The 21,419-nt window shown below is 57.0% G+C and carries 23 protein-coding genes; 11 read left to right on the top strand and 12 right to left on the bottom strand.

Annotation, left to right across the window (positions count from 1 at the left end):
• The first annotated feature begins 59 nt into the window (after nt 1-59).
• A complete protein-coding gene (locus L8K08_RS13015; RefSeq protein ID WP_242197497.1) occupies nt 60-263 on the top strand; it encodes a hypothetical protein in 204 nt (67 codons plus the stop codon).
• A gap of 7 nt (nt 264-270) precedes the next feature.
• On the opposite strand, the gene L8K08_RS13010 is transcribed toward L8K08_RS13015, so the two are convergent.
• The 3 genes from L8K08_RS13010 to L8K08_RS13000 all read right to left on the bottom strand — a co-directional run bounded on the left by L8K08_RS13010 (nt 271) and on the right by L8K08_RS13000 (nt 1,195).
• Complete coding sequence (locus tag L8K08_RS13010) at nt 271-507, bottom strand: DUF2789 domain-containing protein (protein ID WP_106580278.1); 237 nt, start codon at nt 505-507, stop codon at nt 271-273.
• A gap of 71 nt (nt 508-578) precedes the next feature.
• The gene (locus L8K08_RS13005; protein WP_119741687.1) at nt 579-809 is read right to left on the bottom strand and encodes a hypothetical protein; all 231 of its coding nucleotides are present in this window, start codon (nt 807-809) and stop codon (nt 579-581) included.
• Between the two features lie 110 nt (nt 810-919).
• Complete coding sequence (locus L8K08_RS13000) at nt 920-1,195, bottom strand: hypothetical protein (protein WP_242197494.1); 276 nt, start codon at nt 1,193-1,195, stop codon at nt 920-922.
• Nucleotides 1,196-1,603: 408 nt separating this feature from the next.
• Between L8K08_RS13000 and L8K08_RS12995 the strand changes: the two genes are divergently transcribed.
• Complete coding sequence (locus tag L8K08_RS12995) at nt 1,604-2,053, top strand: hypothetical protein (protein WP_178119737.1); 450 nt, start codon at nt 1,604-1,606, stop codon at nt 2,051-2,053.
• 133 nt (nt 2,054-2,186) lie between these two features.
• Entirely contained in the window at nt 2,187-3,203 is a 1,017-nt protein-coding gene (locus L8K08_RS12990; RefSeq protein ID WP_242197491.1) for an ABC transporter substrate-binding protein, read from the top strand.
• Between the two features lie 151 nt (nt 3,204-3,354).
• On the opposite strand, the gene L8K08_RS12985 is transcribed toward L8K08_RS12990, so the two are convergent.
• On the bottom strand, nt 3,355-5,481 hold the full coding sequence (locus L8K08_RS12985; RefSeq protein ID WP_242197488.1) for a TonB-dependent receptor: 2,127 nt from the start codon (nt 5,479-5,481) through the stop codon (nt 3,355-3,357).
• A 95-nt stretch (nt 5,482-5,576) separates the two neighbouring features.
• Nucleotides 5,577-5,966 (bottom strand): DUF2946 domain-containing protein, encoded by a 390-nt coding sequence (locus L8K08_RS12980; protein ID WP_242197485.1) that lies wholly within the window; start codon nt 5,964-5,966, stop codon nt 5,577-5,579.
• Nucleotides 5,967-6,058: 92 nt separating this feature from the next.
• Here L8K08_RS12980 and L8K08_RS12975 point away from each other — a divergent pair, with 92 nt between their 5' ends.
• Nucleotides 6,059-6,496 carry a DUF3995 domain-containing protein gene (locus tag L8K08_RS12975; RefSeq protein WP_242197482.1) on the top strand — a complete coding sequence of 146 codons (438 nt, stop codon included), beginning with the start codon at nt 6,059-6,061 and terminating at the stop codon, nt 6,494-6,496.
• A 19-nt stretch (nt 6,497-6,515) separates the two neighbouring features.
• On the opposite strand, the gene L8K08_RS12970 is transcribed toward L8K08_RS12975, so the two are convergent.
• The 5 genes from L8K08_RS12970 to L8K08_RS12950 form a co-directional block, all read right to left on the bottom strand.
• Nucleotides 6,516-6,899, bottom strand: a complete 384-nt coding sequence (locus L8K08_RS12970) for a hypothetical protein (protein ID WP_242197479.1) — start codon at nt 6,897-6,899, stop codon at nt 6,516-6,518.
• Between the two features lie 35 nt (nt 6,900-6,934).
• Nucleotides 6,935-7,246 carry a hypothetical protein gene (locus tag L8K08_RS12965; protein ID WP_242197476.1) on the bottom strand — a complete coding sequence of 104 codons (312 nt, stop codon included), beginning with the start codon at nt 7,244-7,246 and terminating at the stop codon, nt 6,935-6,937.
• A 425-nt stretch (nt 7,247-7,671) separates the two neighbouring features.
• Nucleotides 7,672-7,968 (bottom strand): hypothetical protein, encoded by a 297-nt coding sequence (locus L8K08_RS12960; RefSeq protein ID WP_242197473.1) that lies wholly within the window; start codon nt 7,966-7,968, stop codon nt 7,672-7,674.
• A 447-nt stretch (nt 7,969-8,415) separates the two neighbouring features.
• A complete protein-coding gene (locus L8K08_RS12955; RefSeq protein ID WP_242197470.1) occupies nt 8,416-9,051 on the bottom strand; it encodes a hypothetical protein in 636 nt (211 codons plus the stop codon).
• Complete coding sequence (locus L8K08_RS12950; protein WP_242197468.1) at nt 9,051-13,664, bottom strand: RHS repeat-associated core domain-containing protein; 4,614 nt, start codon at nt 13,662-13,664, stop codon at nt 9,051-9,053. The genes L8K08_RS12955 and L8K08_RS12950 overlap by 1 nt, the downstream gene beginning before the upstream one ends.
• 254 nt (nt 13,665-13,918) lie before the next feature.
• Between L8K08_RS12950 and L8K08_RS12945 the strand changes: the two genes are divergently transcribed.
• The 6 genes from L8K08_RS12945 (at nt 13,919) to L8K08_RS12920 (ending at nt 19,415) form a co-directional block, all read left to right on the top strand.
• Entirely contained in the window at nt 13,919-16,411 is a 2,493-nt protein-coding gene (locus L8K08_RS12945) for a TonB-dependent siderophore receptor (protein ID WP_242197465.1), read from the top strand.
• A gap of 88 nt (nt 16,412-16,499) precedes the next feature.
• A complete protein-coding gene (locus tag L8K08_RS12940) occupies nt 16,500-16,829 on the top strand; it encodes a hypothetical protein (RefSeq protein WP_145164581.1) in 330 nt (109 codons plus the stop codon).
• A 104-nt stretch (nt 16,830-16,933) separates the two neighbouring features.
• Nucleotides 16,934-17,629, top strand: coding sequence for a fumarylacetoacetate hydrolase family protein (locus L8K08_RS12935; protein WP_242197462.1), 696 nt, complete (start codon nt 16,934-16,936; stop codon nt 17,627-17,629).
• A 36-nt stretch (nt 17,630-17,665) separates the two neighbouring features.
• Nucleotides 17,666-18,574, top strand: coding sequence for an AraC family transcriptional regulator (locus L8K08_RS12930; protein WP_242197459.1), 909 nt, complete (start codon nt 17,666-17,668; stop codon nt 18,572-18,574).
• A 129-nt stretch (nt 18,575-18,703) separates the two neighbouring features.
• Nucleotides 18,704-19,150, top strand: a complete 447-nt coding sequence (locus tag L8K08_RS12925; RefSeq protein WP_242197456.1) for a GNAT family N-acetyltransferase — start codon at nt 18,704-18,706, stop codon at nt 19,148-19,150.
• Between the two features lie 4 nt (nt 19,151-19,154).
• Nucleotides 19,155-19,415: a hypothetical protein gene (locus L8K08_RS12920; RefSeq protein WP_242197453.1), complete on the top strand. Its 261-nt coding sequence runs from the start codon at nt 19,155-19,157 to the stop codon at nt 19,413-19,415.
• A gap of 265 nt (nt 19,416-19,680) precedes the next feature.
• Here L8K08_RS12920 and L8K08_RS12915 read toward each other — a convergent pair whose 3' ends face one another.
• On the bottom strand, nt 19,681-20,625 hold the full coding sequence (locus L8K08_RS12915) for a sensor domain-containing diguanylate cyclase (RefSeq protein WP_145164571.1): 945 nt from the start codon (nt 20,623-20,625) through the stop codon (nt 19,681-19,683).
• 246 nt (nt 20,626-20,871) lie between these two features.
• On the opposite strand from L8K08_RS12915, the gene L8K08_RS12910 reads away from it, so the two are divergent.
• Entirely contained in the window at nt 20,872-21,120 is a 249-nt protein-coding gene (locus tag L8K08_RS12910) for a DUF1652 domain-containing protein (protein WP_145164569.1), read from the top strand.
• Here L8K08_RS12910 and L8K08_RS12905 read toward each other — a convergent pair.
• Complete coding sequence (locus tag L8K08_RS12905; RefSeq protein WP_242197450.1) at nt 21,117-21,257, bottom strand: hypothetical protein; 141 nt, start codon at nt 21,255-21,257, stop codon at nt 21,117-21,119. The two genes, L8K08_RS12910 and L8K08_RS12905, sit on opposite strands and share 4 nt — an antisense overlap.
• Nucleotides 21,258-21,419 lie beyond the last annotated feature (162 nt).

Genomic DNA, 21,419 nt, shown 5'->3' with positions numbered 1-21,419 from the left:
AGAAAACCGTAGCATGGCCGACATTGTTAGGTAGCTAACTAATGTGGCGGAGAAGCTCCATGCAAAACAAAGTCGATGTCGCCGTGATGATCGGCAGTGGTGTTCCCGAAACCCTGCGTTCGCTGGGTCAGAAAGCCTGCTGGGTCGTGCTGCTCAATGGCGAGCAACGCGGCACGGCATTCGCCAGTCGCGACGAAGCGCAGGAGTGCAAGGCTGCCTGGGAGGCGTTATTGCGCCTGGAGCAATCCGACAGCCTGCATTGAAGCTGGGTTAGTGAGGTTGATGCAGGCGCTGGTTCAGTTCGTCCACGGGGATAGCCCATTCGGCGTCCTCACGCAGTTCTTCTTTCAGGAACGCCGCTTGTTGCGGCGTCCAGAAAGGCGCATCGATCAGCTTCACGTCTTCAGCCAGCGGGTGCGCATCGATGAATGCGTCGATTGCCTCCGGGGTTGAATCCAGGCCCAATTGTTCAAACAGTGTTTCGAGAGTGGGGATTGGCGCGTCCATAGTGTTCTCCATGCAAGGTGATGGTCGTTGTGCATGTGAGGCGCAGGAGGCGGCAGAGTTCTATCGGATTGTCAGGAATTGAGTGCACCTGAATCCACGGCGGATTTAAGTGCCTTGGCGGCATCTTTTGCCGCCGTTGCAGCGGCGTCGACAGTTTTGAACCAACGATCTTTTTCTACCTGGTGTGTTGTGACCGTGGTCAGCGGTGGTTTGGCCCGCATGATGATCACCGCTTGAAACTCACCGTCAACTTCCCTCGCATCGCCATGGATGAAAAATTCGCCAATATCAAATTCCGTCACGTATAGCCTTCCCTTCAAGGTAACTGCACTGATAAAACCTGACCCGATAGGGGCAAACTTCAATGGACGGGCCAGTATGGCAGTTGTTGAGGGGCGGCGGCGCAGTAAACTCATCCAGATGACGAAACGATGCCTGGGTGAAAGGTCAGCCGGTTGGCTTCAAGCTTTTTAGCCAATTCGCAGGCCCGGATGTGGTTGCTGCGAAAGCCTCTGATCCTGCCGCTGGTCACTTCCAGAATATGAAAGAAATTGCGGCCCGCCGGTACAACTTGGTAAAGAACGGAATTGGAGTACCCGTCGGGGCTGTCCAGGCAGTAGTATTGACGCTCGTCTGGACATGATGAACGAGTGCGGGAAGACGTAGCATTGAGTTGACGTGTTTGCATGGCCGGCTCCTGTCGGTCGATCTTGTTGACTTGCCCGCAGCGTTTTCAGGTGGTTTTGACCCGCGTTGCTGTTTTAGTATTGTCGTCCACAGCGTTGGCCTGGTTCCATGGCCAGGTATTTTGTGATGTGTATGCTGTCGGAAACTGCGTTTTTAATTGGGTTATTCTCTGAAGCTGACGGGCCTGTATTCTCAGGTCCTTGAACCTGTGATTTCCTGTGGCGCCTGATGACTTGCACAAGGTCCATCGCGCAGCTGTGTACTAGTCTTACAGCGCAGCAGCGGGTTCTCTTCAGTTTTTTAATGAATGTGTGATCGAGCCGTTACGGCCGTTTTTTTGTGCTGTCCGCTGCGGCGGTCGGTGCTTTTTCGATGTGGGGGCGTTTCCTTGGCAGTCAGTAATCTGGATATGCACGCGTTATTCGTGCTGGGTGATTTGCGCGCAAAGTTGGTCAAGCAGTTTCAATCCCGTTTTGTTTACATCACCGAACAGACGCCGGAAGGCATCTACATTGCCGAAATCGACACCGAGGCGGCGATGGTGGTGGATGACAAGCCTCGCCTGGAACTCAAGGTCGGCGACCATTTTCGCGCGGCGGTGCTGCCGAGCCGTGAAGGCGGCAAATTCGAATTGAAGTTCCGCGATATCAAGTTGACGGTGTATGGCTTGGGCGATTACGCCTTTGTTTCTTCGCCCGAAGGCCAGGGCATCGTGTTCAAGGAAGGCCACAGCGTAATGCTGGTGTTTGCCGCTCACGAACAGCTGCAGGAAAACCTCACCAAAACGCTCAAAGCCGTAACCGGAAAGGCCGCCAAGTGGCGCAAGGGTGAACTGGTGACTTTCAAGGCCAGTGAATAGTCGTTAAACCTCGCGTGTATTTCTGCTCTCCCGGAACCTCTACTACAGTTGAGTTGACTTAACTAATCAGAGGCTTCGCGCATTGGCAGCAAAGCCGTCCGCTATGGCTGCGAAAACGCGAGGTGCACAAGGCATGAAAGGATTGAGAACCCTGTTGGCAGCGTCCCTGACGGCTTTGAGCCTGTCGGTGGCTTCACTGCCGGTATCGGCCGCCCAAGCTCCGGTGCATTTTGCCGACCTGAACTGGGAAAGTGGCAGCCTGATCACCGAGGTGCTGCGCTTTATTGTTGAGAAGGGCTACGACCTGCCCACCGATACCTTGCCCGGCACCACCATCACCCTGGAAACCGCGCTGGCGAAAAACGACATCCAGGTGATTGGTGAAGAGTGGGCCGGCCGCAGCCCGGTGTGGATCAAGGCTGAGGCCGAAGGCAAAGTGGTAGGCCTGGGCGATACGGTCAAGGGCGCCACTGAAGGCTGGTGGGTGCCGGAGTATGTGGTCAAGGGCGACCCTGCCAAGGGCCTCAAGCCTCTGGCGCCGGACCTCAAAAGCGTCACAGACCTGGCGCGTTACAAGGATGTGTTCAAAGACCCGGAATCGCCAGGCAAGGGGCGCTTTCTCAACAGCCCCATCGGCTGGACCTCCGAAGTGGTCAACAAACAAAAGCTCAAGGCTTACGGCCTGGAAGACAGCTACGTGAATTTTCGCAGTGGTTCGGGCGCCGCCCTGGATGCCGAGATTGCGTCATCGATCCGTCGTGGCAAACCGGTGTTGTTCTACTACTGGTCGCCGACGCCGTTGATGGGGCGTTACAAGCTGATCCAGCTGGAAGAGCCACCGTTTGACGCCGATGCGTGGAAGACACTGACCGATGCGGATAACCCCAACCCGAGGCCGACCCGCTCGTTGGCGTCCAAGTTGAGCATTGGTGTATCGACGCCGTTCCAGCAGGCAAACCCGCAAATTGCCGAATTTTTTACCAAGGTTCAGTTTCCCATCGAGCCGCTGAACAAGGCCTTGGCGACCATGAGCGAGAACCACACGGCGCCACGCGAAGTGGCACAGGCGTTTCTCAAGGAGCATCCTGAGGTGTGGAAGGCGTGGTTGACGGAGGATGTGGCGCAGAAGGTTGAGGCGAGTTTGAAGTAAGCCGACAACCTTTCTATTCCATGCAGATTCAAATGTGGGCTTGTGTGGGAGCCGGGCTTGCCCGCGATGCAGGCACCTCGGTTTATCAGGTAGACCGAGGTGATGCTATCGCAGGCAAGCCAGCTCCCACATTTTTGATTGTATTTCAGGCTTAGAACTTGGTTTGAACGGCCACCTCGAAGGTCCTTGGCGACCCTAGGTAATACGCCGGCGACACATGTGCAAACTCCGCATACACCTCATTGGTCAGGTTGCGCACCCGGCCGGTTAATGAGGTGTGTGAGTCCACCTTGTAGCGCAGGAAAGTCCCGAACAGCGTGTAGGCCGGCACCGTCAGGGTATTGGCATTGTCCGCATACACCTGCGCTACATACCGCGCATCCACGCCACCTTGCCAATCCTGTGTGAAGTCATAAGTCAGCCATAGATTGCCTACGCGCTTGGGTACGTTGGTGGGCGTGTTGCCCTTGCGTGAGACCACCGCGCCGCTGGCGAGTTTTTCGTTGAAATCATCGTATTCGGCATCTACCCAGGCGAAATTGCCCTCGGCCAGCAGCTTTGGCGTGATGCGCAATGAGCTGGCCAACTCAAGACCCTTGGAGGACTGCGCGCCCACTGGAATGCTGTTGTTCGGGTCCAGCGGGTCGGTAACGGCGAAATCCTTGCGTTCGATCTTGTAGGCCGCGACGGTGGCCGAGCCGCGACCGTCCAGGTAATCGAACTTGCTGCCCACTTCCCACTGTTTGCCGGTCGACACGTCGAACACTTGCGTGGTGGTCGACGGCTGCTCGGCCGCCGTGCTGTATTGCACATACACATTGGCCGACGGGATGAACTGGTAAGTCAGGCCCACGCGACCGGTCACCGGCTCCCAGCTGCGCCTGAAGTGACGTGGGTTGGTGGCTGTCACCGTTCTGTGGTTGGTAACGTCCAGGTCGATCGCGTCGTAGCGCAAGCCGGTCAGCAGCGAGAGTTTGTCGGTGAGGCCCAGACGGTTTTCGGCGAACAGTGCCTGGGTGGTGACCGCATTGGTTTTGTCCATGACGAAGCCCGGCCGGGTGCCCGGTATGTCGTAGAAGTGCCCTGGGTTGTAGTGGTTCGGGTCCACGCTACTGTTACCCGGCACGTTCAGTGGGTAGTTGGTGGTGCTGTTGACCTTGTACTCGAAGCCGCCGGACCAGGTGGTCGACAAGCCGAAGAACGTATCGTCGTGGCGCAGTTCGAACTGGTTGCCGTTCTGTTCGCCCTGATGACGTACCTGGTAGGCCGTTGAACGGTTCACCGCGCTGTTGTCGTCGTTGTATTGGTAGGTCTCCAGGTTGCGGTAGTCGCGCTGGCTGTCCAAGTGATAGAGCGTGTTCTTCAGCGTGGTGCTGTCGTTGATCCGATAATCAATGATCGAACGCGCCCAGATCGTGCGCTGCTCGTAACGACCATCGGCAACGTTGTAGTTGTTGAACCGGTTGTGCCGGTCGATTTTCAACTCACCCGCCTTGGGGTTGAGCACCGGCGTGCCCCAGTACGGGCTGTCCTCATGTTCATCCTGATATTCCAGCGCCAAGGTATGGGACAGGTTGGGCGTCAGGTCGCTGAGCAGGGAAAACGCCACACTCCAGGCATCCCGCTGGTCGCGGTCGATATAGCTGTGGTTGGTGTTGCGGCTCACGTCCAGACGCGCGTAATGCTGCACCTCCGCACCCGGTTCCGTCAGCGCATGGTTGACGCCAAAGGCCATGCCGGCGGTGTCGTAGCTGCCGTAGGTGAGCTGGCCTTCTGCCGCTTGCTCCTCGCGGGTCGCCAGCTTGGTCACATAGTTCAGTGAGCCGCCCACGGCGCCGGCACCATTGATCAAGGAGGAGGGGCCGCCAACCAGTTCGACGCGGTCATAGATCCACGCATCCACCGGCCGGGCCAAGCCGGTGGCGACGTTGATGCCGTTGAACATCTGAGTGATCTGGCTGCTGGTGAATCCACGGTAGGACACAAACCCGCCAAACCCCGGCGGCGCGCTGGCGTTGACGCCGGGCAAGGTGTTGGCCGCATCGCGGAAGGTCTTGGCGCCATGGCGCTCAATGTCGCTGCGGGTGGCAATGGCCACCGATGCCGGGGTTTCGCGCACGCTCAAGCCCAGCCGCGACGCCATGCCGCTGGATTGGTCGAGCGCTAGGCCGGGCTCGGCGGCTTGTTCACCATCAATAGTGGTGGGGGCCAACTCAAGCGCCCAGCCACAGACAGGCAGGCAGCCGAACAGGCCCGCCAACAGGGGTAAATGTTTCATGGTTGAATCCTGAAAAACTTGGCTTGAAAACAACGCACAGCCGCGCGTATTCCCCGATGCGGACGGTGGCCAGTGCAAATTAGAAAGCGAAGGGATCAGGCGAAAGCGGGAGGCGCGCGCGGGTTGGCCGCAGGCCAGGTGAAGCGGGCAGGGATGTCAGCGGCAAGCACCACCGCCGGTGGTGGCGCATGGGGTTGTGGCAACACCGCCACATTCAGGCTGGAACTCAGTGCCGGGCCCATACCGCCGGTCGAACACAGCGGGCAACTAAACGCCTTTGACAGCGTCGGCAGGCTCTCATCCGTGGAGTTGGTCGACTTGGGCGCCTGGGTAAGCGGGTCCACCGTACAGAACTGACCACCGATGCCGTTGAACTGCATCCCCAGCATCTGCCCATGCCCAATACTGCACGCGAACACATTGAACAGGACGCAGCAGTAAAGCATCCAAACAATGAGCGAGCGGTCGGCACGGGCGATTTTCATGGGGCGGCACTTTACCATCAGCCGCCGACGAAATGCCTACAAAAAATCTCAGGGCGACTATCCTCATTCCCACATTTCAGGGAGCGCCCGCCATGAGCTTTGTCATCGCGCGTTGGATCGTCGGGGTTTTTACCTGCATCAGCATGGTGCACTTGTATTGGGCCGCCGGCGGCAAACTCGGCAGCCTTGCCGCCATCCCCCAACTGCCCGGCGAATTCGCCCACGGGCCCCGGCCAGCGTTCAAACCCTCGGCGCTGGGCACATTCCTGGTCGCGCTGGGGTTGGTGGCGATTGCGCTACTCGTGTGCCTGCGGGCCGGGCTGTACTTCTCGCCGGTGTCGCATGGGGCGCTGCAATGGGGGATCAGTGCGATTGCCGTGGTGATGTTTGCCAGGGCAATCGGGGATTCGGAGTTGGTGGGGTTTTTCAAGAAGGTCGGTGGGTCGAGGTTTGCGCGGCTGGATACGTATTTTTATTCGCCGTTGTGTTTGGTGTTGGGGGTGGGGTTGTTGGTGGTGGCGTGGGGGTGAGGTGGGGGTGAGGTGGGGGTTAAATGTTTGTTGGGTAGAGGTGAATCCTGGCTGCTCTTACCTCAACAAATCCGGATTCTTGGGGGATCGGTCCGTCAAGTTCGATGAGGATTATTGAGTCGCTGATTTTTAATACGGCGCATTTTTCATCTGCGCCTTGGGATAGTTCAGCGGTTATATAAGTGACGTTGGCTATCGCACTGATTTTCGGTGTTTTTTCAGAGGAGTGCGTCATATTTTTCCCCCACGAAAAAACCTCATCCAAATCGAACTCCATATCAACGATCTCACCGGCTTTTGGCACAGAGTCGCTCCATAGGGCAGTGCCACTTCCGACGGGTGATTGGGAGCTCACGTGCAATACGCCTAGCTCAGAAAATGTATCGATAATTCGAATTTTCATTTTGCTTCTATTTAGTTCGACTCTAGCCGGTTTTGCTATTGGCAATCATAGCGTTTTTGTTCGCGATGGATGTAGGTGTATACATCGCCTTGTTGAATTTCTGTTATTTTTATCGTGGCAATAATTCTGTTTAATAGTTCTGCGTGCTTAGAGAGGCAGATAAGTTGCGCGGCTCCACGCGTTTCCGGGGCGTAAAATCTGAAGGAGAGAGACATTTTGTCGAAAAGTATTACTTTGAAATCTTCCGTGGTGGAAATATCTCTAAGATAACTTAGCCTGCGCCATACTTTTTCAAAGTTATTTTTGGGTGTTTGCATGAGTGTGACGGACGTGCGGTCAACAGTCATGCGCGCAGGATCTATGTGTGGTGGTGGAGCGCCAAAGGCTCAGAATATGTCTGGCTCCGAATCAGCGCTCAATTAGCTTTGTTACTTTTTTTACCTGTGCCAAATACTCAGTTATAAAATTTTCTAAGGGCTTGGTTTTCATCGTATTGTCTATCCAGTCTATCGGCTCTGGTTGACGTAATCTGAGTGTCTAAGCCGAACAAAAAATCACACTCGTTGCCTAGGATAGATACTCTTCCACGGCGCCAGGCTTATAAGCATAATAGCTGCCCATTTTGTGTAGAAATATCAGTATGAACTCGATCTCTTTAAGGGTGTCAAGTGCTTTCTTTTCATTAAGTGCTATTTTTTATTTTACGCTAGCATTGTTTTCCTGTGATTGTATTGTCCTGGATGAAACTGGCGATGGGTTTAAGATTGAACGGTTAAAAAAAGAAAAATAACCCTGTGCTTTTATTGATTGCTAATTCGTTTAATTGGATTAATTTGGTTAATGTTTTTGAGTTTTCAGGTTTTAAGTGGGCTTTCAATATTTGCAAGGTTGTTTCTAGTTCTTCAGGAGTGGTTATGATTTCGTCCTCATACTCATCGATTATCTTCCCTGTCGCATAATTTATGCTTTCTAATGCGCCAGAATTTAAAAATTGTTGGTGTTCTTTTTCAGTAAGCGAGACAGTCTCAAGTAGAGCGTCCGGGCAGTCGTTTATGTCCAGCAATTTCATTGCTTCTGTCGTGAGTGGCACGCAAATTATTTTCATTTTCTGGGTGTCTTATTAAAGTGGGTGACTTCATTGTATTCGCTTTGGTTCCTACCCCATTTGCTTTCCAGTCGGGAAGGTCTTGTTATTAGGAACCACGCCATCTAGGCTTAAGTAACGTCTTGTACCCAGTAATGAAAGGTCGTAGATTTTGACGTCGCCTCCGTTGAGGTCTTCTGCGACCTTAATATTCTCGAGATGTTTCCTGACTTTTTGTCTTCGTCTGTCGTAGCCCCGATTGGATCACTACCAGCAAATTAATCTACGCTTTTACTCAAATAAGGGCTCCTCCAGTTTTAGAGTATTTATCCACTGTCTGTGCTCCCCGGCTGATACAGCTTCTCATCCATCCGTTACCGGGTCGCTGGCTACCAAGTCGGCCATATATCCGAAACAGGTGTTCAGTCAATCTCATATCCTCTCAATGCTGTAGCTACCCGCTATCACTGAAAAGATAACTTCGCCGCTGCTGCTGTTCTTGAAGCAATAATTTTTACCTGATTTGTCTGGAGCGATGCGTGCTACCTCTTGCGAAAGGTTAGAATCCTTTTCCTCGTATATCTCACATTGAGAGGTGATCGCATTTATACTTTTAAAGGCGGCCGGGTTATGAAAAGTGATCAGCAGTGATTGATCTTGTTGGTCCGTAAAAAAAACTAGTAATTCATTTCTTTTGCAAGTGACTTGTTCAATGATTCCCTTTGAGATAGTAATCTTTTCTGTACTAGGGCTTGTTCGGTTCATCGGTTGACTGGGCTCCCAGAATTTTAAATCGGAGAAATATCTTTCCATGTCATCCATCTCGTCATCACCGAGAGAGTCGTCAAAGGGCATAGATACGATCCTGCGGACCTTTGCCAAGCGCTGTGTAACGGCGCAATCGTCGATGAAGTCAGTGGTTGCTTTTCGATACTCTTCTAGAGCACCAGGCTTTTCAGCATAATAACTGCCCATTTTGTGTAAGGATATCAATATAAACTCGATTTCTTTAAGAGCGTCAAGTGCTTCTTTTCCGGGAAGTACTATTTTTTCATTGTTTTCTAACATTACTTTCTCCTTGTGAATTTTGGGTTTTTTAACGTCAAGTTTCCTTTTACGGTTAGCTCAGTAGAGTTATATCTGGGGTTTTTTATCAACTCCAATCGTGATTCCTCTACATCCGTTTCAATGTAATCTCGACCTTTATTTTTTTTGATGTGATATTTGTCCTGCGCTTCTGTCGGGTTTAGTACTTTGCTTTTTGCGGATTCAAGATAAACTCTATTGCTGTCTTGAGCCAATATTGCTCCCTCTTTTTCAATGCCTTTTGAGCCAGCCCTGCTCGTATAGTGTCGTACTCTTACGGTTTTTTCTTGGTTTGATGTGTTAACTGGTAACGTTGGCTCGCCATCGGAAGCTTTTGCGTTCCGTGTTGGGCTCTCGGCTTTATGTTCGGGTTTACATACATTGGCGCCGGGACAGGTGTTTAAGCCTAGCGGATCTACCCACCCTATAGGATTGGGCACGTACTGGTATGTGTTGATCCCACCGGCCAGCTTCACCGGGTCGGGCGTCAGGTAACGACCAATATCTGGATTGTAGTAGCGATGGCGGTTGTAGTGCAGCCCGCTTTCTTGATCGAAGTATTGGCCTTGGAAGCGCAGTGGGTTGTCGATTTTTTCGATGTCTAGGCGACTGATTTGGCCGTAGGCGCGGTAGTGCGCAGACCAGACGATTTCCCCGTCGGGGGCTGTGAGTTCCTGCGGGGTGCCGAGGTGGTCGAGTTGGTAGTGGAAGGGCTGGGTATGTTTTGGACCAAAGCCCTCCAGCAGGACCAGCGGACGGAAACTGTCCGGCTCGTAGATATAACTGCGATGCCTGTCCGCGTGATGCTCCGCAACCAGCTTGTCGCCTTGCCAGAAAAACTCCGTCGTTATGTCGTCGACGGTTTTGCTGATGCGCCGACCAAACGGGTCGTAGCAGTAGCTCGCGGTTTGGCCGTTGGGTTGAGTGATACCAATCAACCGATGCTGGCAGTCGTAGCGGTACTCGGTAACGAGCTGGTGGCCCTTACCGCGCCTTTGGCGGATCAGATTGCCGAACGCGTCATAGTCGTAATGATGATCGCCCTGCATCACCAACCGATTCCCCGCCACGATGTCCGGACCGGGGCGGTCCTGTATCAGCAGGTTGCTGGCCGAGTCATGGCCGAAGCGCTCTTGCACGTCTTGCGAGTGATCGGCCCGAGTCAGACGGGCGAGGGGGTCGTAGTGGTAGTGGTGATTGCCTTTGCGCGTATCTAGCAGGCGGGTGAGGTTGCCGGATTTGTCGTAGTCGTAGTGGCGACGGTAGAGGTCATGGTTTTCTTGAGTTACCGCGTGGGCGTGGAGGCGGTGTTGCTCGTCGTAGTGGTAGTGGCTGAGCAGTTGGCCTTGTTGGCGCTGGCGTTCGCGGCCGGTTTTGAACAGGTGGGACGTTAAGGTTTTGCCGTTCAGTTCGACGGTGGCGAGGTGGCCGCCTTTGTCGTGGTTGAAGGTGAGGCGGTTGTTGTCCGGCAGGCGCAGGGTTTTCAGTTGGCTGCAGGCGTCGTAGCCGTAGCGTAAGGTGCCCCAGCCTTGGTGGTCGGCGATGAGGCGGTTTTGGCTGTCGTACTCGTAGGCTAGCGCCCAGTGACCGTCGTCGACGCTGAGGAGGTTGCCTTGGCGGTCGTAGGTGTAATCGATCACTCCACCGTCTGGGAGGGTTTTTCGTACGAGGCGGCCGGAAAAGTCTCGCTCGTAGCGGGTGACTAACTGACTGCCGTCGTCGCCGTGCTCGGTCTTTTCCAGCAGGTTGCCGTTGAGATCGTAGGCATAGGCCGTGCGTTGACCGTCAAAGCCGACTTCTTGCTGGATCAGCCCGTTGGGGTGGTAATCAAGCCGGTAGGTCTCGCCAACCTCGTTTTCGATCTCGGTCAGCAGCAGCCGGGCGTTGTCGTAGCGGTATTTAACCTGCGTGCCATCGGCGTTGAGGCGGCGGCTGACCAGGTGCAAACCGTCGGCATATTCGTAGCGGGTGACATGCCCCAATTCGTCACGTTCGGAGGTGATTTTTCCGTAGGGGTTGTAGCTGTATTCTCGCGCTGCACCGCCTGGAAGTACGACACGAACCAATCGGCCCACACCGCCCCATTGATACTGCGTCAGCGCGCCATGCTCATCCTCGCGCGCAACTTGCCGTCCAACATCGTCATAGCGATAACGCTTAACCCCACCATTGGGCAGCTGTTCCTCAACGAGCTGCCCACGCTCATTCCAAACCAGCCGATGACACCCGTTATCCGGATACCAAACCCCAATCAGTTGCCCATGTTTGTCGTAGGTATAGTCCGTAATGTGGCCGTCAGGATCTGTCTGACGCGTAACGTCGCCTTGTTCGTTACGCTCATACTTCCAAACCGCCTCGCCCCGCCGTACAACCCGTACGAACCCGTTGTCATGCTCGTAGGAAGTCGGCTCATCCTCCCCAGGAAACATCGCCACCAAACGTCCGGCGTCGTCATACTGATACGCCGTCACCGCCCCCAGCGGGTCTTGCTCAACCGTCAGCCGACCCTTGTCGTCGTAGGATTTGAAATGCTCCGCACCGTCCGGATCAATCCGCTGCACCAGCCGCGCGCGCTGGTCGTGGACATACACTTCCTGGCTGCCATCGACGTTGTGAACCGTAACCCTGCCGTTATCATCCCAGGCATAGCGCGTGTCCATCTGCGAAAAACTGGCCCAATGCCGAACACAGCGCGCGGCCTTGCCAGACCGTTCCCAAGCCCAAAAGAAGCTCGCCCCACCGGCCAGTTGCCGCTCAAGAATGACGTGCTGATCGTCGTACCGATAAACCTCACTTTCACCTACAGCATTGGTCGCGGAAACCAGTCGCCCAGCGTCGTCATAGGCGTAGGAAACGACGTTCTGCTCCGTCACCCACACATATGGCTCATGCCCTTTGGCGCGATGAACCTGATAGTCCACTGCCACAATGCGACCGAGCTCGTAGCGCAAAAACAGCGACCGACCCGCGCCGTTATCCAGCCGCTCAATCCGGCCCAAACGATCACGAGAAATCCGCAGCCGGTTGTCATACGCATCACTGATCGCCGTCAGCACACCGTCGCGGAAATGGTAGAAACGTGACGCCTGAGCCAGCACCAACTCATCGGGCAGAGCACCCAAATAGATCGCCGCTTCCGCCAAGCTATTGGTAATCGCCGGACGAACAGCGGTAGGCAACGGAAACTCCGTACTGCGATTCTCATGATCCGTCCAAACCACCGAATCACCCGCAACCACCAACCGCTGCGCCAGCGCATGACTCCAGCCAAACCCCAACCCGCAATCCACTTCCACCGCACTGGTGCGATACAACCGCGTCCACTCAAACGGCAAAATCCCGTCCAGCGCGCCATCGGTAAGGGTCAGCAATTCTTCGCCGGTGACCATCGACACCGGGCAGCCATTGGTGACGGTTTTGTCCGCAGGCGCCGCCGCATCGCCCTGCGGGTTCTTCGCAGAGGCCGGCACATCATCCACATGCTCTTTCTGCTTCAGCACCGCGTTCTGCCGCGCGCGCCAGCGCATCTGCATCGTGCCTTGCTTCAGCCCACCGACAACCCCGCGAACCGCCACCGCCTTGTAGCGATCCACCGCCTGCATGAACTTGCTCAGAATCCCGAGCAGGCCACGCACAAAGCCCACAGCCGCATTCAGTATCCGCGCGCCATACTTGATCAACCGCAAGCTCAGATACGCCACACCCGCCGCTGGCAGCGCGATCATCAACACCGCGCCAATCACCAGGTCGATCAGCAGCGACACCGCAAACCCCGCCGCCGCCTCGGCCATCTCGCCCGGTGGCAACGCGTCCAGCCACAGCATCGTCGTGCGCACCATCAGGTACAGCGCCGCCTCATCACTGGCCAGCAACATGGCCTTTTCCATGACCTGCGGCGCATCGCTGGCCAGCTGCGCCAACTTGGCGGCCTCGGCACCCAGTTGCTCGCCGAACTTCATGGGGTCTGCAAGAATCGCCTGCACCAGCTTGATGCTGTCCCACACGTCCCGGATCGCCGCCCAACTGCCCGCCAGAACGCCGCTGCCAATCACGCTGGCTGTCGATTGTTGCCAAGACGGTTTGAAGCCGTTCCATTGCTCGCGCAGCCATTGCTCCAGATCCGCCGTCAGCCCGGCGTAGGAGGCAAACAACGCGTCTACCTGCTGCGCGGAAACGCCGCCCTGTACCCGCACCTGATAGCGCCCGCCAGCCACGCAGGTGTGGGAGCCTTTGCCATGTTCATCCAGCATGATCTGCGTGGAATTGCCGTCCTCCAGGCGGATAACCTCAACCGGGATTTTGCCGATCGGCACGTCGTACACCGACTCGAACTTGCTCTCGATCTTCAGCTCGCCACCCGCCGAGCAGCGCGCAACGGTGGAAAAATCCGCATCGGAAACGCTGAAGGAACGTTGCGAATCCCCCACCCGCAATACCCTGTCCATCCCCAGCAACGACGGCATGTCCGCTGCATGGCTGACCGAATCCAGCGCCCGCGCATACCAGGCGCTCATCTGCTGGCGATACTCCGCCAGGCTCTGATTGAAGCCATTGAGCTCATGTTCGATAAAGGCAATGTGGGCGGCGTGGGTCATCCGTGACGTCTCGGCAAAAGGGCAAGGCGTCGGAGCATGCCGCAGGAAAAAGCGCCTGGATGAACGGCTGAGAAAATCAGAAAGGGACGACTTTAAGCGGGTAAAAACCGCCAGGAACTAGCCTGAAGGCCTACACAAAAAAGCGATCAAGCTCATTGCGTAAAACCTCAGCAAATAAAAACCACTCTCATCCTTGCCCGATTTCCGGACATGGCCGTCATGGTTAATAGAACCTCTATTACGCAGGATTTCCCATGTCGCGCCTTGCTCGTCCCTTGCATCCACTGGCCCTGTCAGTGGCGTTTGCCTTCGCCGCCGTGCCGTTGCTCACCGTCCAGTCCTCGTTCGCCGAAGAAAGCAGCAGCGCGTCGCGCCGTTTCTCGATTCCCGCCGGCGACCTGAGCCAAGCGCTCAATAGCCTGGCCGAGCAGGCGGGCCTGGTACTGGCATTCGATGCAAGCTTGACGCGCGGCAAGCACAGCAACGGCTTGAGTGGGCAATACGACACCGACGTGGCACTCACCCAACTGCTCGCCGGCAGCGGCTTGCAGGCGCTGAAGATCTCCGCCGAACGCTACCGCCTGGAAGCCATCCCGGAGAACGGCGGCGCCATGGAGCTACAGGCCACCACCATCAGCGGTGCCTACCAGAGTGAAAGCCCCACCGGGCCGGTGATCGGTTATGTGGCCACTCGCAGCCTGTCGGGCACCAAGACCGACACCGCGCTGATCGAAACCCCGCAGTCGATCTCCGTGGTCACCAAGGACCAGATGCGCGCGCAGAACGCCGAAAGCCTTAACCAGATCTTGCGCTACAGCGCCGCCGTGGTCCCGGAAACCCGTGGCGCCACGGCCTCGCGCCTCGACCAGTTGACCATCCGCGGCTTCGCCCCGGCCACCTACCTCGATGGCTTGCGCGTGCCGTCGAGCCGTGATGCCTTGCCGCAAAAAGACGCCTTTGACCTGGAGCGCGTCGAAGTGCTGCGCGGCCCGGCGTCGGTGCTGTACGGGCAGGGCACGCCGAGCGGGGTGATCAACATGGTCACCAAGCGCCCGCTGGATACGCCGTTTCATGAAGTCGGCGTCGAGTACGGCACCTTCAACAAGAAGCGCACCACCTTCGACCTCAGCGGCCCGATGGACGAGCAGGGCGTGTATTCCTACCGGGTGGCGGGGTTGTTCGATGATGCCGATGGCCAAGTCGAACACACCGAAACCCGTCGCCAGTCGCTGTCCAGCGCCTTCACCTGGCGCCCGGACGAGGACACCTCGCTGACCCTGCTCGGGCATTTCCAGAAGGACCCCAAAGGCGCGTCCTACGGTTCTATTCCCGCTTGGGGCTCGGTGTTGCGCAGCCCCACCGGGCGCAAGATCGACGTGGATCTCTACGACGGCGAAAAGAACTTCGAGAAGAGCGACCGCGAGTACTACTCCGTCGGCTACGCCTTCGAGCATCACTTCAACGATGTCTGGACCGTGCGCCAGAACGCGCGTTACCTGCGCGCCGAAGGCATCTACCGCAGTATTTACAACAGCAACCTGCAGGCCGATTACCGCACCTCCAACCGCTCGACCATCGCCACTGATGTCGACATGGACGCCTACACCCTCGACAACCAGGTGCAGGCCAAATTCGACACCGGGCCGCTGCAGCACACGCTGTTGATGGGCCTCGACTACCAGAACACCAGCACCGACACCAAGGCCGGTTACGGCAAGGGGCCGGACCTGGACATCTTCGACCCGGTCTACGGCGCGCCCGTGGTCACGCCGGCCTTCGCCACCGACGCCACCTCGCGCAGCGAGCAGACCGGGGCGTACCTGCAGGAGCAAATGAAGTGGGACAAATGGGTGTTGTTGCTCGGCGGTCGTTATGACTGGGCCAGCACCGACAGCACCACCAAAACCCTCCAGACCGGCGCCAAGAGCAAGTCGTCGCTGGACAGCAAGGCGTTTACCGGCCGCGTCGGCGTGGTCTATCTGTTCGATAATGGCCTGGCGCCGTATGCCAGCTATGCGGAGTCGTTCAACCCGCAATCGGGCACGGGTTACGGCGGTTCGGTGTTCAAGCCGACCGAAGGCAAGCAGTATGAAATCGGCATCAAGTACCAGCCGCCGGGCAGCAACAGCTTTATTACCGCGGCGATTTTCGACCTGCGCCAGAGCAACGTGCCGACCCTGGACCCGGACCCGAGCCATCTGTGTGGCAACGGCCGCTGCAGCATCCAGGATGGCGAACAACAGTCGCGTGGTTTCGAGCTGGAAGGCAAGGCCAGCCTTAACGATAACCTGGACATCACCGCCGCCTACGCCTACCTGGATAACCGCGCCAGCAAGTCCAACAGCACCGTGCAGTACGCGCCACTCACGGATAAAGGTATAGGCCCGGCGATTCCGGTTGAGGGCACCACCACCTACGGTGTACCGCGCCACACCGCCTCGGCGTGGGCCGACTACACCTTCCACGACGGTCAACTCAAGGGCTTTGGCGTTGGCGCGGGGGCGCGCTATGTCGGTTCGTCCTGGGGCGATACCGCCAATACCCTGAAAGTGCCGGGCTACACCTTGATCGATGCGGCGGTGCACTACGACATCCCGAACATCGCCAACCCTAAGGACAACCTGCGCCTGGCGCTGAACGCAACTAACCTGGCGAACAAGGAATACGTGGCGTCCTGCTATTCCTATTCGTGGTGCTGGTATGGCTCGCAGCGCACGGTGCAGGCGAGTGCGACCTATCAATGGTGAAAGGCAGATAAGGCAATTTAATGGCCCCTTTGTAACAAAATTCTCGCCAGAATCACTTTTATTTTCAGGTGGTTAGGTGAGGAAGCACATGCGCACTGTTGGAATCATGCTGATCGCCTGCTCATTGGCGGGCGGCGCGGCTGCCGTGCAGGCACGGGAGCTGCGCGAGGGTGACAAGTACATGTGCAGCTGGGGCGCCGGCACGGCGGCCAGGGCTCAGGAACTCAAGCTGTCGGGCGTGTCGCTGTACGCCGCGCGGCAAAAGATCCAGACGATCAAGTTCAACAAATCGTGGATGCGCATGATGGCCATGGGCATCACCGAGCAGACTTACGACAGCCGTTCCCGGCTCAAGCCCGAGGCGATTCGCCAGAGCTTTTACCAGGATTGCCTGCGCTATAAGGTCGCGCGCAAATAACCGGTTAACCTGCACCGGCCAGTGCAAAATCTGCGTCAGCCTGTCCAACTTTGCCCTGGCACGCCTCGTCATACTGGCGCCAGGCAAACCAAGAGGCGCAGGCCATGACTGATTATGTAATTACCCCTGAACCCACCCCATCTCTGGCCATTCACGGCAGCGCGGCGCGTTTCCCGCTGCGCCGCGTGTTCTGTGTGGGCCGCAACTACAGCGAACATGCCCGCGAGATGGGGCATGATCCGGATCGCGAGCCGCCGTTCTTTTTCATGAAACCGGCCGATGCGGTGGTGCCAGCCGAGGGCGTGATTGCCTATCCGCCGCTGACCGCTGATCTTCACCATGAAGTGGAGCTGGTGGTGGCCATCGCAAAAGGCGGAGTAAACATCAGCCCTGAAGACGCGCTTTCCCACGTCTGGGGTTACGGCGTCGGCATCGACCTGACCCGCCGCGACCTGCAGGCCCAGGCGAAAAAGCTCGCGCGCCCGTGGGAATGGGCCAAAGCCTTTGATGAGTCGGCGCCCAGCACCGCGTTGCAACCCGTGAGTGCGGTGGGACACCCATCTACCGGCAAAATCTGGCTGAAGGTCAATGGCGAACAGCGCCAGGTTGGCGACCTGGCCGACTTGATCTGGTCGGTCAGTGAAGTGATCAGCTATGCCTCGCAATCCGTCGCACTCAAGGCCGGCGACCTGATCTTTACCGGCACCCCTGCCGGCGTGGGCGCGCTGCAGCCGGGCGATGTGGTTACTGCCGGCATCGACGGCGTTGGCGAGCTGAGCTTCACCCTCGGCCAGGGTTGAGGCTACAGTGGGGCCCAGGCCACCCGAGATTTCGTTATGCCAGGCACCCGCGTCACCACCTATGGCATGGAACAACGCAGCGACCGCCCCGACTTTTATATCCGCGACAAGCGTGGGCGGGCGGCGCTGACCAGCCCGCATCGGCATGAATATTTTCAGATCCAGATCAACCTGGGCGGTGACACCGTGCAACATATCGGCGGCGCGGTGCGGCCGTTTCCGCACAAGGCGCTGGCGTTTATCCTGCCCCATCGCCTGCATGTAATTCCCCACCCCGAAGACGGCGAGTTCATGCTGATCAACTTCAGTCAGGCGTTTTTCCTGCCGCAGCTGACCTGCGACCCGCTGGACCTGGAAGACATTCCCATCGGCCAAGCGCCGGAGCTGTCGCCGTTTCGCTTTCAGGAGCAGCTGGATTTCATACTCGACGATGAGGCCTTCGACGAAGTCAAAACATGGCTCGCGCACATGCGCACCCTGGACGCCCAACGCACCTTCGGCGCCCGTGAGCGGTTAAAAGGCTATCTCTTCCAACTGATCGGTCTGGTCTGTGAGCAGTACGCCGAACCGCTGCAGGCATTTGCCGCCACTAACGCGACCCGGCGCGGGCGCAAGGACGCTCTGGCGCGGGTGCAGGGCTACATTCGCGAGCATCTGCACGAGCCAACCCTCAACCTGACGGAGGCTGCCGCCGCTGCCTTCCTCTCGCCCAACTACCTCACCCATTTGTTGCGCAAGGAAACCGGCAAACCCTTTTCGCAACTGGTGCTGGATCGCCGCATGCAATTGGCGCGCACTTTGTTGCTCAACAGCGCGCAAATGATCGGCGTGATCGCCCAGCGCTGCGGGTTTACCGATGAGGCGTACTTTTCGCGCTGCTTCCGCAAGGCGCATGGCATGGCGCCCGGGCAGTATCGTCGTCAGCAGCAGGCGCATGCCGTGTAGTTAAAGCGGGTGTATGCCTGTAGGGCTCGACACCGCCCCTATACACCTGCCGGCTGGGCTTTTTACAAATCCGCGACAATGCTTATGTTTCTATGTGCATACAATTGCGCCCTTCAACAGGAGGTCCGTATGCAAATACTGATACGCGTGGCGACGCCGGACGATATCGACACGCTCTTCGCTATCCGCACCTCGGTGGTGCAAAACCATTTGAGCCGCGAACAGATGACCGCGCTGGGGATTACCCCGCAGGTGCTGGCGGACAGCATTCGTGCAGCGCCCTGTGTGTGGATCGCCGAGGTGGAGGGCCGGCCCGCCGCCTTTTCCATGGTCGACCGGGCCGCAGGTGAGGTGTTTGCGATGTTCGTACTGCCCGGCTACGAAGGCCAAGGCTTGGGTCGCCGCTTGATGGCGGTGGCTGAAGCAGCACTGTTTGAACAGCATGAGCGGTTGTTTTTGATCACCGATGGCCGCGATGAAATCCGTGCCAACGGGTTTTACCAGCGGTTGGGCTGGTCGATGGTTGATCGGCTAGAGGGCGACGACGTCCGATACGAGAAGAGCAGGGTGCCTTAGTGCCATGAACCCGACAGAACCCCCAGCGTCCTACGGCTTTCGCTACTTTGCGATCGGAGTGCTGTGCGTCGCGGTGTTACTGGGTGGCTATTTCATGCGGCTCAATGCCCAGGTCGACCGGGAGCGGGTCGAGGCGGCCGAGCGTTTGGCGCTTTGCAGGCAAGTGGAGCGTGTCGCCAGTGCGGCGTCGTCCAACAGTCTGGAACTTCGCGATACATGCCAGCAGTTAAACGGGCAATCGTCCAACAGTGTCGCCCCCCTGTGATCCATACCCTTTTTTAATATAAGGATATATAAGCGTAACTTGCACCAAAAAGTGGCATTTATAACCTCGTCCTCCTTAAAAAATGTGTGGTTATTGAATGACTTACGGCGTTTTCAATCCGACGAAAGGATTAAAATTCTCTTGTTACAGGTTTTTACAATCGTTACTATAGCCGGGCGTTCACCTCCCACGGTTTATGCAATTTTAAATCCCAAGTTTCCATCAGCTACTTGGGATTTTTTTTGCCCGCAATTTGACGTCGGCGTCAAACTTCACCGTCGGCAAACTCTGCCCGCATACGCCCGTTATGTTTGGCCTTGTACAGCAACTTATCGACTGACTCGACAAACCCGAGCAGGTTGCTGTTGGGCGTCACCAGGTGCGTACCAACGCCCAGGCTCAGGGTCAGCAGCTTGGAAACCGCTGAAAAGCCATGTTCGATCTGTTGTTGGCAGATCAGGTGCAGGCAGCGCCGCGCCACTTGCCTGGCCGACGCCGCGTCAGTCTCCGGCAGCAGCCACACAAACTCCTCGCCGCCGATCCGTGCAATGAAATCCCGTGGCCGATTAGCCGCCAGCGACAAGGTGCGCGCTACCTGGCGCAAGGCTTCGTCGCCTTTGATGTGGCCGTAGTGGTCGTTGTACTGCTTGAAAAAATCGATATCGAGGATGATCAACGACAGCGGCAACTGGCTGCGCTGGGCACTGGCCCATTCGCGTTCCAGCACGGTGTCGAACATGCGGCGGTTGGCAATGCCGGTGAGGCCGTCCTGGAAGGAATATTCCTCCAGTTGTTTTTGCAGGCGAATCAAGTGTTCTTCGGTCTTCTTGCGCTCGCTGATATCGAACATGAAGCCGATCAACGCTTCAACCTCATCGCCGTTGCGCACCACATGCACCACATCGCGAATCCACACGTAGTCACCGCTTGCCGTCAGCGCGCGGTAATCGGCCTCGTGGTCAACGCCGGCGCGCGATTGCGATACGCAGAAGTTCACCACGTATTCACGGTCATCCGGGTGCATGCGCTCGACCCAGTCGTCCACGCTGACCCAGCTTTGCGGGGTCCAGCCCAGCAGCGCTTCGATCTGCGGGCCGATGTAACTGAACGTCATGGTCTGCCAATCGATGCGCCAGGGAATAGCCTTGGTCGATTCCAGCAGCGTTTTGTACACATCACTGTCGGGCAGTTTTGGGGGATCGATGCTCATGGCGGACGGCTCTGGATGATGGCAAAGAGCCAAGAGCGTCTTGTGAACGCCGTGCAGAGTCAAGCGCTTGCCAACGCAGCGGACGAGAGGTCGCATGCTGGGTTTTTGGCGCCAGGGCGCCAGCGTCCACAGGGCAAAATGCGGCGCAGGTATCACTTTTGAATTAATTGTTCAGTGCTCGGCAAAAGCATATCTATGCTGGATGCAATGCACCTACAGGGTAGAACCCAAGGACGGGGGCTTGTCATGATGTCGATCACCGAACTCAACCGCATCATGGCCTCGGGCTTCCTGCCGCTTGTGTGTGAATGCAGCCTCAACAGCGACGGCTCGCTGCGCATCAGCGTATTTGAACCGGCGTCCGGGCGTGTCGACCTGTTGCTGACCCGGGTGTCGCCCCAAGGTCTGGACAGCGTCCGTTCCATCGCAAACCTGATTGGCGAACTGCGCACCGAGCTCAAAGCCGGGCGTCGTGGCTTTGCGGCAGTCGGTTAGCTATTGACGGTGCTACTTGGCGTGGATACAGCGCCGTAGTAGCGCCAGCAGCAATGCCGGTGTTCCGGCAGGATCACACAGCCGCTGAGGCTGGCGATCAGCAGGACGGCGACAAGCATGGTCAGGCGACGAGACATGGTTATTTCCTCATGGTGTGCATTGCGTTACACCTTGAACGCCGCCACCTGCACAAATCCGTCGTCATGCTTTCAAACATTTCATCAAGCGCCGCCAACCCCTGAGTAATACTCGCCTTAACCACCGTCGAGAAAAATATCGTATTTCTCGCGACGGATTTT

The sequence above is a fragment of the Pseudomonas sp. TREG-RG-20F-10-E-6-01 genome (assembly GCF_022662455.1).
Taxonomy (GTDB): domain Bacteria; phylum Pseudomonadota; class Gammaproteobacteria; order Pseudomonadales; family Pseudomonadaceae; genus Aquipseudomonas.
Note: the sequence above shows the minus strand (reverse complement) of the source record. Positions and strands in the feature narration are given on the sequence as shown.

Excerpts from the sequence above, each read along its gene's own strand:
- L8K08_RS13015 (WP_242197497.1), top strand. The coding sequence starts at position 60 with ATGCAAAACAAAGTCGATGTCGCCGTGATGATCGGCAGTGGTGTTCCC.
- L8K08_RS13010 (WP_106580278.1), bottom strand. The coding sequence starts at position 507 with ATGGACGCGCCAATCCCCACTCTCGAAACACTGTTTGAACAATTGGGC.
- L8K08_RS13000 (WP_242197494.1), bottom strand. The coding sequence starts at position 1,195 with ATGCAAACACGTCAACTCAATGCTACGTCTTCCCGCACTCGTTCATCA.
- L8K08_RS12995 (WP_178119737.1), top strand. The coding sequence starts at position 1,604 with ATGCACGCGTTATTCGTGCTGGGTGATTTGCGCGCAAAGTTGGTCAAG.
- L8K08_RS12990 (WP_242197491.1), top strand. The coding sequence starts at position 2,187 with ATGAAAGGATTGAGAACCCTGTTGGCAGCGTCCCTGACGGCTTTGAGC.
- L8K08_RS12985 (WP_242197488.1), bottom strand. The coding sequence starts at position 5,481 with ATGAAACATTTACCCCTGTTGGCGGGCCTGTTCGGCTGCCTGCCTGTC.
- L8K08_RS12980 (WP_242197485.1), bottom strand. The coding sequence starts at position 5,966 with ATGAAAATCGCCCGTGCCGACCGCTCGCTCATTGTTTGGATGCTTTAC.
- L8K08_RS12975 (WP_242197482.1), top strand. The coding sequence starts at position 6,059 with ATGAGCTTTGTCATCGCGCGTTGGATCGTCGGGGTTTTTACCTGCATC.
- L8K08_RS12970 (WP_242197479.1), bottom strand. The coding sequence starts at position 6,899 with ATGAAAATTCGAATTATCGATACATTTTCTGAGCTAGGCGTATTGCAC.
- L8K08_RS12965 (WP_242197476.1), bottom strand. The coding sequence starts at position 7,246 with ATGACTGTTGACCGCACGTCCGTCACACTCATGCAAACACCCAAAAAT.
- L8K08_RS12960 (WP_242197473.1), bottom strand. The coding sequence starts at position 7,968 with ATGAAATTGCTGGACATAAACGACTGCCCGGACGCTCTACTTGAGACT.
- L8K08_RS12955 (WP_242197470.1), bottom strand. The coding sequence starts at position 9,051 with ATGTTAGAAAACAATGAAAAAATAGTACTTCCCGGAAAAGAAGCACTT.
- L8K08_RS12950 (WP_242197468.1), bottom strand. The coding sequence starts at position 13,664 with ATGACCCACGCCGCCCACATTGCCTTTATCGAACATGAGCTCAATGGC.
- L8K08_RS12945 (WP_242197465.1), top strand. The coding sequence starts at position 13,919 with ATGTCGCGCCTTGCTCGTCCCTTGCATCCACTGGCCCTGTCAGTGGCG.
- L8K08_RS12940 (WP_145164581.1), top strand. The coding sequence starts at position 16,500 with ATGCGCACTGTTGGAATCATGCTGATCGCCTGCTCATTGGCGGGCGGC.
- L8K08_RS12935 (WP_242197462.1), top strand. The coding sequence starts at position 16,934 with ATGACTGATTATGTAATTACCCCTGAACCCACCCCATCTCTGGCCATT.
- L8K08_RS12930 (WP_242197459.1), top strand. The coding sequence starts at position 17,666 with ATGCCAGGCACCCGCGTCACCACCTATGGCATGGAACAACGCAGCGAC.
- L8K08_RS12925 (WP_242197456.1), top strand. The coding sequence starts at position 18,704 with ATGCAAATACTGATACGCGTGGCGACGCCGGACGATATCGACACGCTC.
- L8K08_RS12920 (WP_242197453.1), top strand. The coding sequence starts at position 19,155 with ATGAACCCGACAGAACCCCCAGCGTCCTACGGCTTTCGCTACTTTGCG.
- L8K08_RS12915 (WP_145164571.1), bottom strand. The coding sequence starts at position 20,625 with ATGAGCATCGATCCCCCAAAACTGCCCGACAGTGATGTGTACAAAACG.
- L8K08_RS12910 (WP_145164569.1), top strand. The coding sequence starts at position 20,872 with ATGATGTCGATCACCGAACTCAACCGCATCATGGCCTCGGGCTTCCTG.
- L8K08_RS12905 (WP_242197450.1), bottom strand. The coding sequence starts at position 21,257 with ATGTCTCGTCGCCTGACCATGCTTGTCGCCGTCCTGCTGATCGCCAGC.